Origin of the sequence: Pedobacter sp. MR2016-24 (assembly GCF_026239655.1) — a bacterium.
Classification (GTDB): Bacteria; Bacteroidota; Bacteroidia; order Sphingobacteriales; family Sphingobacteriaceae; genus Pedobacter.
Genome location: NZ_JAPIVO010000007.1, coordinates 397,523 through 410,170, shown reverse-complemented (window position 1 = coordinate 410,170; position 12,648 = coordinate 397,523). Strand labels below are relative to the sequence as shown.

The following is a 12,648-nucleotide window of genomic DNA, read 5'->3' as shown; positions in this document are numbered from 1 at the left end:
AAATGACCACATAATTAAAACACAAATATTTAACAAATGAAAAAATCTACTAAATTTTTTGCTTCCGCAGTAGCTGCAGTAGCAATATTCTTTACCACTAATGCAAGTGCACAAAAAATAGGTATCGGCGCTAACTTAGGTATACCAACAAGTGATTCATACAGTTTTGCTGCTGGTATTGATGCAAGAATTCAATTTGATGTAACAAAACAATTATCAGTTCCCGTTGCTACTGGTTATACTCACTTTTTTGCAAAAGATAATGTTGGCTATTTACCAGGAGAAAACCTTCCTGATTATGGATATATCCCTGTGAAAACTGGTTTGAAATATTTCTTCGATCCAAGTGGTTCAGGTATATATGCAATGGGTGAAATAGGTGCGGCTATAGGTGTATCTGATCACGCTAAAACTACATTTTTATATGCGCCTACATTAGGTTATTCATGGAGTAATGGTTTAGACCTTGGCGTTAAATATGAAAATACAGGTAAAAGTGTAGATTTCAGAGGAAGTAACACTGGTCAGGTTGCGTTACGTATTGCATACGGTTTTAAATTATAATATATCACAATATAATTTAATTGTGAAAATTTGAAAAAAGCCCCCGAATTATCGGGGGCTTTTTTATTTATTTAAAATTAAAATGGTATTTTGAGCAAAAAACGAAATTCATGAAGAAATATCTAGGAATAGCAATTTTATCCACAATGATCGCCTGTACTAATTCAGCGCATAAAGGTGAAAGTGCCACAGACAGTACCGCCAGTACTGAAAAAACTGATGCAAGTGTTAAAGTTGAACTTGCAGATCCGAAAATTGAAAAAATATACGCCAGTTATATCACGGTAAAGAATGAACTTGTTGCTGCAAATGCAAAAGCAACACAGGGTGCCGCGGCTGAATTGTCTACTGCGCTCAAAGCTTTTGAAGGATGTGAAAATACCGCTCTAATTTCAGATAAGATCGCTGCTACTGCCGATATTAAAGTTCAGCGTAAAGAGTTTACTGCATTAAGTTCAGATGTAATTGCTTTATTCAAACATGCCGAAGTTAAAAATGGAGCAATCTATGTTCAGCATTGTCCGATGGCCAATAACGGCGATGGGGGTGACTGGTTATCATCTGATAAAAAAATCAGAAATCCATATTACGGCGACGAAATGCTGGAATGCGGCGCAGTCCTGGAGGAGCTTACTGCAAAGAAATAGGTTCGATCCTGGAGATTATGACCCGCACTTAACAATAATTTAACAGCTTTGTTATGTTTGTTTGGATGCTATTAGAGTTAGAATAGTTATTTTTGTTATTTATAAATTAGAAGATATATGTCAGATATTGCAGAAATTAAGATTGATGGTAAAGTATACGAATTTCCCATTGTAACTGGTACTGAAGGAGAAAAGTCAATTGATATTTCGAAATTAAGAGAATTAACAGGCCACATTACGCTGGATTTTGGATATAAAAATACAGGATCAACAAAAAGCGCAATTACCTTTTTAGACGGAGAAAAAGGTATATTAAAATACAGAGGATACGCTATAGAGGAACTTGCCGAAAAATCTTCATTTCTTGAAGTTGCTTATTTGCTTATTTACGGAGATTTACCAAAAGAAAAACAACTGGTTGATTTTCAGTCTCAGATTACAAAGCATACGCTGATCCATGAGGATATGAAAAAATTCCTGGACGGATATCCTTCCAAGTCTCATCCAATGGCACAGCTGGCTTCACTGGTATGTTCATTATCTACATTCTATCCTGAATCCATTGATGCAAATTCTTCTCCGGAAACGATGAATCATGAGATGATTAAACTGCTGGCTAAATTCCCAACAATTGTATCATTTATTTATAAAAAGTCTTTAGGTCATCCACTAATCTATCCGAAAAACAAATATGATTACGTTAGCAATTACCTGAACATGACTTTCGGTCAGCGTACTGAAGAGATTGAAATCGATCCGGTAGTTGTTAAGGCGATGAATACTTTATTGATTCTTCATGCTGATCATGAGCAAAACTGTTCTGCATCTACTGTCAGAATGGTCGGCTCGTCTGACTGTAACATCTATGCTTCGGTTTCTGCTGGTATTGCTGCCTTATGGGGCCCGCTTCACGGTGGTGCTAATCAGGCAGTGATTGAAATGCTGGAGCGTATCAAAGAAGATGGCGGAGATACGGAGAAATGGATTAATAAAGCGAAAGATAAAAATGATCCTTTCCGTATGATGGGCTTTGGACACAGGGTTTACAAAAACTTTGATCCACGTGCTAAAATCATCAAAAAGGCATGTGACGATATCCTTGAAAAATTAGGTATCAATGATCCTGTTTTAGAGATTGCTAAAAAACTGGAAGAGGCTGCTTTAAGTGATCCTTATTTTGTGGAACGTAAATTATATCCAAACGTAGATTTCTATTCAGGTATTATTTATAGAGCATTGGGCTTCCCAACTGATATGTTTACTGTATTATTTGCACTGGGACGTTTACCAGGTTGGATTGCACAATGGAAAGAAATGCATGAAAACAAAGAACCAATTGGTCGCCCTCGTCAGATTTATGTTGGGCACACCAACAGAACGTTTGTTGAAGTAGAAAAACGATAGTAAAACATGTCTTACGCATATAAAAAAGGCTTCTGGAGATTTCCAGAAGCCTTTTTTATGAAATTACATCTTCGGAAAAACCAGGAGATGTGATCCTTCCGGATAAATATTACATTAGTATTCCCGCTATTGATGCCGACAGATAAGAAGCAAGTGTTCCGCACATCAATGCTTTCAATCCTAGTTTGGCCAGATCAGCACGGCGTTCCGGCGCAAGCTCTCCAATACCGCCAATCTGCATACCCACACTACTGAAATTCGCAAATCCACAGATTGCTATACTGATGATCAGCACACCTTTTTCAGTTACGATAGGCACAGCTTTAGTCGTCAGGTTCTTGAAAGCTAAGAATTCATTAACAGTTAATTTCTGACCCAATAGGGTTGCTGCATTGCTTACATCAGTGTCAGGAATACCCATAGCCCATGCAAACGGGTAAAACAATTTACCGAAAATCCAGTCGAGGGACAAAGTAAAATCAGGATTTGCAATATGACCTATATGTATCAGCGTATAATCAACCAATGCGATTAACGCGATAAATCCAATCAGCATCGCGATGACATTCATGGCGATTTTGAAACCTTCACCAGCACCATGAGAAATGGCGTCAATCAGGTTGGTATACTCACTTTTAACTTCCAGTTTTACCTTTCCCATTGTCTGAGATACTTCCGTTTCAGGAAAAACAATTTTTGAAATAATCAAAGCCCCAGGAGCAGCCATCAAACTGGCCATAATAAGCTTCGGTGCGAGATTTAAACCTGCCTGAGCACCCATATTCGCATAAACGATCAGGATTCCACCGGCGATACAGGCAAGGCTTCCACTCATAGAAGCCAGCAACTCACTTTTTGTCATTCCCTTCAGGTAAGGCTTGATCATTACCTGTGCTTCAACCTGCCCTACAAAAGCGCTGGCTACATTGCTTAGTGCTTCAGCACCGCTTACACGCATTACGAAGTTCATACCTTTGGCAATTACGGCCACAATACGCTGCATAATTCCGAAGTGATAAAATATCGCAACCAGCACGCAAACCAGGATGATTGTTGCGGTTACATTAAATGCGAATACAAAATTTTCTGGTGCATTATAATTATGCGGCTGTCCATCAAAACCGATTACTGCCACACCACCGTATACAAAATCGACACCTTTTTTAGCGAACTGCTCAATCTTCTGCATTCCTTTTCCAAGAAATTCGAAGAAATGTTGTACGGGTGCTACACGTAATACTAAAATTGCGATCAGGAACTGAAGCGTGAGGCCACTCAAAACGAGTCTGTAATTAATCTTTTTCTTATTGTTTGAAAATAGATAAGCAAGGCCAAGTATAAACAGGATGCCTATGATTCCGTGAAAACGCTCCATAAAAATTATTCAGGTAAAGAGTTGATATAAATAAAGGTGTATTAAAATTTAATAAAAAGCTATTGGGACGAGTTTCTTTTGTTCAGCTCATCTCTGATACGTGCTGCTTTTTCATAAGCTTCTTCAGCAATAGCTTCCTGCAATTTCTGATTCAACTCTTCTAAGCTGAGTGCTCCATAATTAGATCCCGGAATAGAAGTATCAATATCTTCCTGTCCATGTTCTTTACTGAGGTTATCCATATTTTCGAGGAAGAGGAAGTCGTTACCTTCTATCACTATTCCCGCAGAAGACAGGATAAACTCATAAGTGTATATTGTTGCGCTAAAACGTACTGCCAATGCGATAGCATCAGATGTTCTCGCGTCGATTTCTTCTGTTTGTTCGCCATTTGTACAAATTAACTTAGCGAAAAACACACCGTCTACCAGATTGTAGATCAGGATCTCCTTAATATCAATTTTATAGGTCTGGGCAAACGTCTTAAACAGGTCGTGCGTCAGCGGTCTGCTAGGCGTCATTTTCTCTATCTCTATGGCAATGGCCTGAGCTTCGAACGCACCGATGATGATAGGCAAACGTCTTCTGCCGTTTACTTCTCCAAGCACCAAAGCATAAGCTCCGGATTGGGTTTGACTATAGGATAGACCTACGATATCTAGTTTTACTTTTTTCATATGAAAGAATACCAGGCCTGACTTACATCAGGCCCAATATTATATTAAGCCTGATGTGCTTTTAAAGCTTCTATTAATTTTGGAACCACCTCAAAGGCATCTCCAACAATACCATAATCTGCAACCTTAAAGAACGGAGCTTCCGGATCTTTGTTGATGACAACGATGACTTTTGATGAGCTTACTCCAGCTAAATGCTGAATTGCTCCTGAAATACCTATTGCAATGTATAAGTTTGGACTGATAGCGATACCCGTTTGGCCAACGTGCTCTGAATGCGGTCTCCAGTCAGCATCTGACACTGGTTTTGAACATGCTGTCGCAGCGCCTAACAAACCAGCAAGCTCTTCAATCATACCCCAATTTTCCGGACCTTTTAATCCTCTGCCTGCAGATACAACCAATTCTGCGTCAGGTAATGAAACTTTATCAGTGGCCCTGATGATATCTTTCACGATAGCAAGCAGATCCGTTGATTTAACAGCCGGGCTGAAGCTTTCTATACTGACTTCAACAGGTATATCTTTAACGCCAAAGGCATTCGGATTTAATGCGATTACTTTAACTGCTGAAGTTAATTCTGTAGTTGCGAACGCTTTTCCGGAGAAAGCAGTTTTTTTAACCGTGAATTTTCCGCCATCTAACTGTGGAAGCTCAGTAGCACCATCAATTAATCCGGCTTTCAACTTAACCGCTACACGTGGTGCCAGACCTTTTCCTGAAAAGGAGTTAGACAAAACCACTACGTCAGCACTTTCTTTGGTTGCTGCTTCTGCAATCACTGCAGCATAAGCCTGGTTCACAAAGTTTTTCAACTCTTCAGCCGCTACGTTCAATACTTTTGAAGCACCATAATTACCAAGTGCATTCAGCTCACTATCCGCTACATTCCCGATAGAAATAGCGGTAAGCGTAGTTCCCAGTTTATCTGCGATGGCTTTAGCGTAAGAAACTGCCTCAAAAACAGACTTCTTGAACTTGCCTTCTACTTGCTCTACATATACTAAAACTGACATAAATTCTTTTCTTAGATTTAAATAATTGGACAGGAACGGCTTAGATTACTTTTGCTTCTTCATGCAGCAAACCAATAAGCTGAGCTGCATCTTCCGCCGGAATTAACTTAACGGCACCACGTGGGGCAGGGGTTTCAAACTGAATTACTTTCGCTAATTCCTCAGTAGCTACAGCTTCGATCACCTGTAAAGGTTTTGTTCTGGCTGACATGATACCTCTCATGGTTGGAATCTTAGGTTCTGAAACACCTTCTGCACAACTGGCTACGAATTTACCAGTTACAGAAACAACTTCCTTACCACCTTCAATTTCACGTTCTATTGTAGCCGTTGTACCATCATAATCCAATTTCTTAATAATGGAAATAGAAGGGATGTCCAACAATTCACCGATCATGGCTGCCACCTGTGCACCATTATAATCAATAGACTCACGTCCGCAGAGAATCATATCGAAATCTGTCGTTTTTGCGTATTCAGCAATTTGGAATGCCGTAAAATAGGCATCGCGCGGGACAGCATTAATTCTCACTGCATCGTCTGCACCAATAGCCAGTGCCTTTCTTACCGTAGGATCTGTTGCACTTTCGCCCACATTTACTACCGTTACTGTGCCTTTACCACCTTCACAAAGTTCTATAGCTTTCGATAAGGCAATTTCATCATAAGGGTTAACAATATATAAAACTCCTGATGTATTGAATTGTGTATTATCGTTAGTAAAAGTTATTTTTGTCGTTGTGTCGGGCACATTACTGATACAAACTAATATTTTCATAAAAATTGTCTTTTTGCAAATCTAATTAAAAAAGCAGGGATTTAAAATGCAAAGTACCCGATTGACCAAGTTATTAGCGTTTTTAACAACCGAACCTAACGATCCATTTATATTATATGCTTTAGCTACCGAATATAACACTTTGAATGATACCGAACAGGCATTTTATTACTATTTAAAGCTTGTTGAAGAACATCCCGGTTATGTGGGTACCTATTATCATCTTGGCAAACTGTATGAAAAACATCAGCAGTCGGAAAAAGCCATCGAAATTTATCAGTTGGGTATGGAAAATGCACGTCAGAAAGGTAACAGACACGCATTTTCAGAATTACAGGGCGCTTATAACCACGCAACCGGTTTAGACTACGAGGACGATTAGGGAAGAATGGCAAAGCGACAGTTATTATTTATCAAAGATGTTTTCCTGTTTACCCTCACTGCTTTTGGCGGTGCGCAGGCACATATATCATTACTGCTGAAATTCTTTGTAAAGAACAATCATTATATTTCAGAAGAAGAACTACTGGAATTGAATGCTTTGGCGCAGGTACTGCCCGGGCCGGCTTCTACGCAAACATTAGTGGGAATCGCCTATAAAGTAGGAGGGATCAGGCTTTCTATCCTGACCTTTCTGATCTGGATCATTCCTTCTGCAGCGGTGATGACTTTCGCTGCCATCAGCTTTGCGGCGCTGGATCAGAAAGAAAAATTTATTGTGATACTAAAGTATATACAACCTATCGCATTGGGTATCGTAGCTTTTGGTGCTTATAATCTCTCCAGAAAGGTATTGGTTTCGCAGGTAGCTGTTTTTTTAGCTGTAGCAGCAGTTATAGCCACTTTAGTATTAAGGAATGCCTATGTTTTTCCTCTTGCCATATTAATTGGTGGGATGATCTCTTCTGCTCTGGAAACGCCCAGGGAGGAAAGCGATATCAGGGTCAGGTTATTCTCGAATGTGAATCCGAGGAAACTGATTTATTTTATCGGACTCCTGTTATTACTGGCTTTGCTCGGTGCAATTATCAACAGAACTTCACCATTCAGCCTGCCGATCCGTCTGTTTGAGAATTTTTACAGGAACGGGATCCTGATCTTTGGCGGGGGACAGGTGCTGGTGCCTTTGATGTTTACCGAATTTGTACAGATGAAACATTACCTTACGGCTCCGGAATTTCTTTCCGGATTTGCCTTACAGCAGGCATTACCCGGACCAACATTTTCATTTACCAGCTATCTTGGTACTTTAAGTATGAAGAACTTTGGTTACGGTATTTATGGACAGCTAGTGGGGGGGATTGTGGGCGTAATCGGTATTAACCTGCCAGGACTGATTTTGGTCTTGTTTATCGTCCCTTTCTGGGAAGACCTGAAAAAAATAACCCGGATAAAGCATTCCTTATCCGGGATTAATGCGGTAAGCGTAGGTTTCATCATTGCGGCATTTATACTGCTGATGAAACCTGTAGGTTTAGATATTTTATCAGTAACCATTATCGCTGTTACTTTTCTTGTGCTTAATTTCACTAAAATTAGTCCGCCTTTTATTGTGCTTGCGGGAATTCTTTTAGGGTATTTTATCTGATAAGGTAGCTAAAGCAATTTCAATTAAAAAGGAGCATCATCGTCATGCATATCATCCATGCGCGATGGTTTAATGATTACATTTCCTGCCGGTCTGTCAAAATCAGCAGAGGGCATCATGCCGGCACTCGGGCTGTCCATTGAGAAGGAACTAGGCGGCATAAAATCCTCTTCAAGGTCAGTAAACTTAACATACTTACCGATAAAGCGCAATGGAACAATACCTGTTTCACCATTCCTGTGTTTCGCAATAATTACTTCACCAACACCAGCCTGTGAACGACCGTTCTCATCTTCTGTGATTCCATAATATTCAGGACGGTACAGGAAGAGCACCATATCCGCATCCTGCTCAATGGAACCAGATTCCCTTAAATCGGATAGTAATGGTCTTTTACCGTTTACCCCGGGTCTTGTTTCTACCGCACGACTCAACTGTGATAGTGCGAGTACAGGAACGTTTAATTCCTTCGCCACAGATTTCAGTGCACGGGAGATACTACCGATCTCCTGCTCCCGGTTACCACCACCACTCTGGCCTTCACCTTTACCATGCATCAACTGCAGGTAATCGATAATAATCATTTGTATATCGTATTGAGATTTTAACCTTCTGCATTTTGCCCTGAACTCAAAGATATTCAATGCCGGCGTATCATCAATCAACAGGGGGGCTTCAGTCAGCGTGCTAATCTTGCTGTGCAGCTGTTGCCATTCCCAATCTGCTAAATTTCCTTTTCTTATTTTTTCCTGTTCAATTTCAGTTTCTCCTGATATCAAACGATTCACCAATTGCACAGATGACATCTCCAGGGAAAATACAACTGTCGGCTTTTTAAAATCCACTGAAGCATTCCGTGCGCAGGTTAATACAAAAGCTGTTTTACCCATCGCAGGACGGGCCGCGATAATCACCAAATCTGAAGGTTGCCATCCGCCTGTTATCCTGTCCAATGCCGTAAATCCGGAAGGTACACCCGTTAAACCATCAGACTTTGTTCTCAACTCTTCCAGCGTAGCCAAAGATTGTTTAATGATCTCGTCCATTTTCTGGGTGTCCCTGCGCAGATTGTTCTGCGCAATGTCAAACAGTCCTTTTTCAGCAGTATCCAGCAAATCGAAAATATCCGTAGTGTCTTCATAAGCATTCTGGATAATTTCTGAAGAAATCCTGATCAGTTCCCGCTGAATATATTTCTGTGAGATAATACGTGCATGGTATTCGATATTTGCAGCTGAAGCCACACGGTTGGTCAGATTGGTTACATAATAAGCTCCCCCAACCATTTCCAGTGTGCCTAATGTTCTTAATTCAGAAGTTACCGTTAATATATCTACCGGTTTAGACTTCTGGAACAACAATGCAATGGCTTCAAATATCTTTTTATGTGCCTCATGATAAAATACATCAGGCTTAAGAATATCAATTACAGTTGATAGTGCATCCTTTTCCAGCATCAGTGCGCCAAGAACAGCTTCCTCCAGATCAATTGCCTGCGGGGGAATCTTGCCTCCCATGTTCATTGTCGGATTGTTTAACCTGTTTTTTCTTGAAGATGTGAAATTTTGCCTGTCTTGTCCCTGTGTGCCGTTATCCATATTCATAGGTGCAAAAATAAAGAAAAATTTACTCCTGTCAGGATTTCTTTATACACATTTTGCAGCATGATGAAGCTGTCATTTCAGCCGGATGCTTAAATTTCCGATATTTCATCTATTTTTGCAGGCTAATTAGAATCAATGGAAAACTTTAGAAGGTCATCCAGACCTAAAGAAAATAACGAGTTTGTATTCGGTATCAGAGCTGTAATAGAAGCAATTAAAGCTGGTAAGGATATTGAAAGTATATATATTCAGAGAGGGTTAACAGGAGATATCATTCCAGAGTTAAAAGGCCTTATAAAGACCATAGATGTTCCGGTACACAATGTTCCCGTAGAAAAGCTGAACAGAATGACCCTTAAAAATCATCAGGGTGTCATTGCCGTTATTTCTGCGATTACCTTCCAGAAGATAGAGGATATCATTCCTGCAATTTATGAAAAAGGGGAGACGCCGCTGGTGCTGATTTTGGATGGCATTACTGACGTTAGAAATATGGGTGCTATTGCAAGGACTGCTGCCTGTACAGGTGTTCATGCCATTATAGTGCCGACTAAAAACTCTGCACAAATCAATGCGGATGCGATCAAAACATCGGCAGGCGCCTTATTTACCATACCGGTTTGCCGACATGAAAACCTGCATAAAACGGCATTGTTTTTACAGGAATGCGGATTGCAGATTGTAGCATGTACCGAAAAAACAAGCGACCTGATTTATGCACCTGATTATACTGTACCTACAGCGATAGTAATGGGTGCAGAAGATGAAGGAATCTCGAATGAAATTATGCGGATGGCCAACCACTTAGCAAAGATCCCAATGTTTGGTGAGATAGGTTCGCTAAATGTGTCGGTTTCCACTGGTGTGATTTTGTACGAAGCCATCAGACAACGCACAAACGGTTAAATAAACTTATTTCCGAAATTAGACTTTACATCTGCCACAATCTGTTTAACACTCTGCTCTTCTGTTCTCGGGCAAATCAACAGGGTGTTATTAGATTCCACTACAATATAGTCGTGTAAACCCTGAAGGATAACCAGTTTATCCTCAGGTACATTTACCATACAGTTCGAGGAATTGAACATCATTACCTGTTCTGAGGGAATCACTGCATTGCCTACATAATCTTTCTCTGCCATATCATAGATAGAAGCCCAGGTGCCTAAATCTGACCAGCCGAAGTCGGTAGGCAACACATATACATTATCTGCCTTTTCCATAATTGCGAAATCAATAGATATGTTAGTGCATTGCAAATAAGCATTATTGATAAACCCTTTTTCTTCTGCCGTATTGTATACAGAACTGCCTAAATGGAAAATATCATACATATCCGGCAGGTGTTTACTGAATGCATTGTTAATTGCGGCGGCCGACCAGATAAAGATTCCCGCATTCCAGAGAAAGTCACCGCTCTGTACAAATGACTTTGCCAGTTCCAGGTTAGGTTTTTCTGTGAAAATCTTTACCTTATGGATTTGCTGATCAGCGGGGAGCGTATTTTCCATATACTGGATATAACCATAACCTGTATCCGGTCTGCTTGGTTTGATACCCAATGTGATCAGGCAGTCGTTTTCAGATGCTGCCTGCAACGATTGCTCAATCGCGGCTACAAAACCGTCGATATCAGAAATCGTATGGTCAGATGGCGCAACAACAATATTTGCATTGGGGTTGATCTCGGCAATTTTCATAGATCCATAAGCAATACAAGGTGCTGTATTCCTCATAATGGGTTCAGCCAGAATTTGGTTATCATCCAGATTTGGCAACTGCTTTTTGATCAGGTCCGTATAGATTTCATTGGTTACAATGAATATATTTTCAGGTGGGCATATTCTTAAAAAACGTTCGTATGTACTTTGGATAAGTGTTTTTCCAACACCAAAAAAGTCTATGAACTGTTTTGGATGTTCTACTCTGCTTACCGGCCAAAAGCGGCTTCCAACGCCACCGGCCATGATTAATGCAAAATTGTCTTTATTCATTTTAGAATTAGAGATAAATTAAATTAAACCTTCCTGTAAAAGGTCATGTAAATGTACGATACCAACGTATCCATCAGCATCAGTAACCAGTAATTGTGTAATGTTGAATTGCCTGATCATCTCGAAGGCAGTGGCGGCTAAAATGTCCTTGTCTACAGTCTTAGGATTTTTATTCATAATATCATTAGCTGTGATGCCGGTTAAGCTGGGATGGTTTTCCAGCATTCTCCGGATATCGCCATCCGTAATGATTCCCATCACATGATTCCCATCAGTAACAACTACAGCACCCAAACGGTTTTTGCTAATTGCGATAATTACATCTTTGACCGAAGCATCTGCTGAGATGACTGGTTTTGGATTCCGCTCAGCCAGTTCCCAAACCTTCAAATACAGTTTTTTGCCCAATGAACCACCCGGGTGGAAGCGTGCAAAATCTTCGGAGTTAAATTCACGTGCATGTAAAAGGGCTACAGCCAATGCATCACCCATAGCAAGCTGTGCGGTAGTACTTGTTGTCGGGGCCAGATTATTTGGGCAGGCTTCTTTGTCTACTGTAGTATTGAGGATAAGATCTGCCTGTTTCGCCAGTTCAGATTCGAGCTGGCCCACCATGCCGATCAGCAGGTTGCCGGACTGTTTTAAATGCGGAGCAAGAACCTTGATTTCAGGGGTATTTCCACTCTTGGAAATGCAAATAATGATATCACTTTTCTGGATCATTCCAAGGTCGCCATGAACAGCATCTGAGGCATGCATATAGCTTGCCGGCGTGCCAGTAGAATTGAAAGTTGCCGCTATTTTCTGCGCGATAATGGCGCTTTTACCTATTCCGGTGATAATCACACGACCTTTTCCAGCTATAATATGGTCTACAATAGCAGCAAAATCATCATTTATGTGCGGCAGCAGACCTAGAATTGCCTGCGCTTCCAACTGTAAAGTGTTGATTCCAGCCTCTATAATCGATTTTTTACTTTTCAAAGAGAATTTTTTAGTAT

At 40.4% G+C, this 12,648-nt stretch carries 13 protein-coding genes; 6 read left to right on the top strand and 7 right to left on the bottom strand.

All coding sequences use genetic code 11. From position 1 onward, the window contains the following. Positions 1 to 36 precede the first annotated feature (36 nt). The 3 genes from OQX62_RS20380 to OQX62_RS20370 all read left to right on the top strand — a co-directional run bounded on the left by OQX62_RS20380 (position 37) and on the right by OQX62_RS20370 (position 2,615). Positions 37 to 564, top strand: coding sequence for a hypothetical protein (locus OQX62_RS20380; RefSeq protein WP_265833484.1), 528 nt, complete (start codon positions 37 to 39; stop codon positions 562 to 564). Positions 565 to 674: 110 nt separating this feature from the next. Then, on the top strand, positions 675 to 1,211 hold the full coding sequence (locus tag OQX62_RS20375) for a DUF3347 domain-containing protein (RefSeq protein WP_265833483.1): 537 nt from the start codon (positions 675 to 677) through the stop codon (positions 1,209 to 1,211). Positions 1,212 to 1,328: 117 nt separating this feature from the next. Continuing rightward, positions 1,329 to 2,615 (top strand): citrate synthase, encoded by a 1,287-nt coding sequence (locus OQX62_RS20370; protein ID WP_265833482.1) that lies wholly within the window; start codon positions 1,329 to 1,331, stop codon positions 2,613 to 2,615. 109 nt (positions 2,616 to 2,724) lie between these two features. Here the strand turns inward: OQX62_RS20370 and OQX62_RS20365 are convergent, their stop codons facing one another. The 4 genes from OQX62_RS20365 to OQX62_RS20350 are packed head-to-tail and all read right to left on the bottom strand — an operon-like array spanning position 2,725 to position 6,461. Then, positions 2,725 to 3,990, bottom strand: a complete 1,266-nt coding sequence (locus tag OQX62_RS20365; protein ID WP_265833481.1) for a NupC/NupG family nucleoside CNT transporter — start codon at positions 3,988 to 3,990, stop codon at positions 2,725 to 2,727. A 59-nt stretch (positions 3,991 to 4,049) separates the two neighbouring features. Beyond that, complete coding sequence (locus OQX62_RS20360; protein ID WP_265833480.1) at positions 4,050 to 4,667, bottom strand: bifunctional nuclease family protein; 618 nt, start codon at positions 4,665 to 4,667, stop codon at positions 4,050 to 4,052. A 44-nt stretch (positions 4,668 to 4,711) separates the two neighbouring features. Next, positions 4,712 to 5,683 (bottom strand): electron transfer flavoprotein subunit alpha/FixB family protein, encoded by a 972-nt coding sequence (locus tag OQX62_RS20355; protein ID WP_265833479.1) that lies wholly within the window; start codon positions 5,681 to 5,683, stop codon positions 4,712 to 4,714. Positions 5,684 to 5,723: 40 nt separating this feature from the next. Further along, on the bottom strand, positions 5,724 to 6,461 hold the full coding sequence (locus OQX62_RS20350) for an electron transfer flavoprotein subunit beta/FixA family protein (protein WP_265833478.1): 738 nt from the start codon (positions 6,459 to 6,461) through the stop codon (positions 5,724 to 5,726). A 61-nt stretch (positions 6,462 to 6,522) separates the two neighbouring features. Between OQX62_RS20350 and OQX62_RS20345 the strand changes: the two genes are divergently transcribed. After that, positions 6,523 to 6,843 carry a tetratricopeptide repeat protein gene (locus OQX62_RS20345; protein ID WP_322973777.1) on the top strand — a complete coding sequence of 107 codons (321 nt, stop codon included), beginning with the start codon at positions 6,523 to 6,525 and terminating at the stop codon, positions 6,841 to 6,843. 6 nt (positions 6,844 to 6,849) lie between these two features. Continuing rightward, a complete protein-coding gene (chrA, locus tag OQX62_RS20340; protein ID WP_265833476.1) occupies positions 6,850 to 8,049 on the top strand; it encodes a chromate efflux transporter in 1,200 nt (399 codons plus the stop codon). A 23-nt stretch (positions 8,050 to 8,072) separates the two neighbouring features. On the opposite strand, the gene dnaB is transcribed toward chrA, so the two are convergent. Next, positions 8,073 to 9,647 carry a replicative DNA helicase gene (dnaB, locus tag OQX62_RS20335; protein ID WP_265833586.1) on the bottom strand — a complete coding sequence of 525 codons (1,575 nt, stop codon included), beginning with the start codon at positions 9,645 to 9,647 and terminating at the stop codon, positions 8,073 to 8,075. 141 nt (positions 9,648 to 9,788) lie between these two features. Here dnaB and rlmB point away from each other — a divergent pair, with 141 nt between their 5' ends. Continuing rightward, the gene (gene rlmB, locus OQX62_RS20330) at positions 9,789 to 10,559 is read left to right on the top strand and encodes a 23S rRNA (guanosine(2251)-2'-O)-methyltransferase RlmB (RefSeq protein WP_265833475.1); all 771 of its coding nucleotides are present in this window, start codon (positions 9,789 to 9,791) and stop codon (positions 10,557 to 10,559) included. On the opposite strand, the gene OQX62_RS20325 is transcribed toward rlmB, so the two are convergent. Both OQX62_RS20325 and OQX62_RS20320 read right to left on the bottom strand, forming a co-directional pair. Then, positions 10,556 to 11,647, bottom strand: coding sequence for a mannose-1-phosphate guanylyltransferase (locus OQX62_RS20325; protein ID WP_265833474.1), 1,092 nt, complete (start codon positions 11,645 to 11,647; stop codon positions 10,556 to 10,558). The genes rlmB and OQX62_RS20325 overlap by 4 nt on opposite strands. Positions 11,648 to 11,665: 18 nt before the next feature. Further along, positions 11,666 to 12,631 carry a KpsF/GutQ family sugar-phosphate isomerase gene (locus OQX62_RS20320; RefSeq protein WP_265833473.1) on the bottom strand — a complete coding sequence of 322 codons (966 nt, stop codon included), beginning with the start codon at positions 12,629 to 12,631 and terminating at the stop codon, positions 11,666 to 11,668. Positions 12,632 to 12,648: the final 17 nt, after the last annotated feature.

What these genes read in the sequence shown, in the direction of transcription:
- OQX62_RS20370 (WP_265833482.1), top strand. Translation starts at nt 1,329, where the DNA reads ATGTCAGATATTGCAGAAATTAAGATTGATGGTAAAGTATACGAATTT.
- rlmB (WP_265833475.1), top strand. Translation starts at nt 9,789, where the DNA reads ATGGAAAACTTTAGAAGGTCATCCAGACCTAAAGAAAATAACGAGTTT.
- OQX62_RS20355 (WP_265833479.1), bottom strand. Translation starts at nt 5,683, where the DNA reads ATGTCAGTTTTAGTATATGTAGAGCAAGTAGAAGGCAAGTTCAAGAAG.
- OQX62_RS20325 (WP_265833474.1), bottom strand. Translation starts at nt 11,647, where the DNA reads ATGAATAAAGACAATTTTGCATTAATCATGGCCGGTGGCGTTGGAAGC.
- OQX62_RS20365 (WP_265833481.1), bottom strand. Translation starts at nt 3,990, where the DNA reads ATGGAGCGTTTTCACGGAATCATAGGCATCCTGTTTATACTTGGCCTT.
- OQX62_RS20350 (WP_265833478.1), bottom strand. Translation starts at nt 6,461, where the DNA reads ATGAAAATATTAGTTTGTATCAGTAATGTGCCCGACACAACGACAAAA.
- OQX62_RS20375 (WP_265833483.1), top strand. Translation starts at nt 675, where the DNA reads ATGAAGAAATATCTAGGAATAGCAATTTTATCCACAATGATCGCCTGT.
- dnaB (WP_265833586.1), bottom strand. Translation starts at nt 9,647, where the DNA reads ATGGATAACGGCACACAGGGACAAGACAGGCAAAATTTCACATCTTCA.
- OQX62_RS20360 (WP_265833480.1), bottom strand. Translation starts at nt 4,667, where the DNA reads ATGAAAAAAGTAAAACTAGATATCGTAGGTCTATCCTATAGTCAAACC.
- chrA (WP_265833476.1), top strand. Translation starts at nt 6,850, where the DNA reads ATGGCAAAGCGACAGTTATTATTTATCAAAGATGTTTTCCTGTTTACC.
- OQX62_RS20380 (WP_265833484.1), top strand. Translation starts at nt 37, where the DNA reads ATGAAAAAATCTACTAAATTTTTTGCTTCCGCAGTAGCTGCAGTAGCA.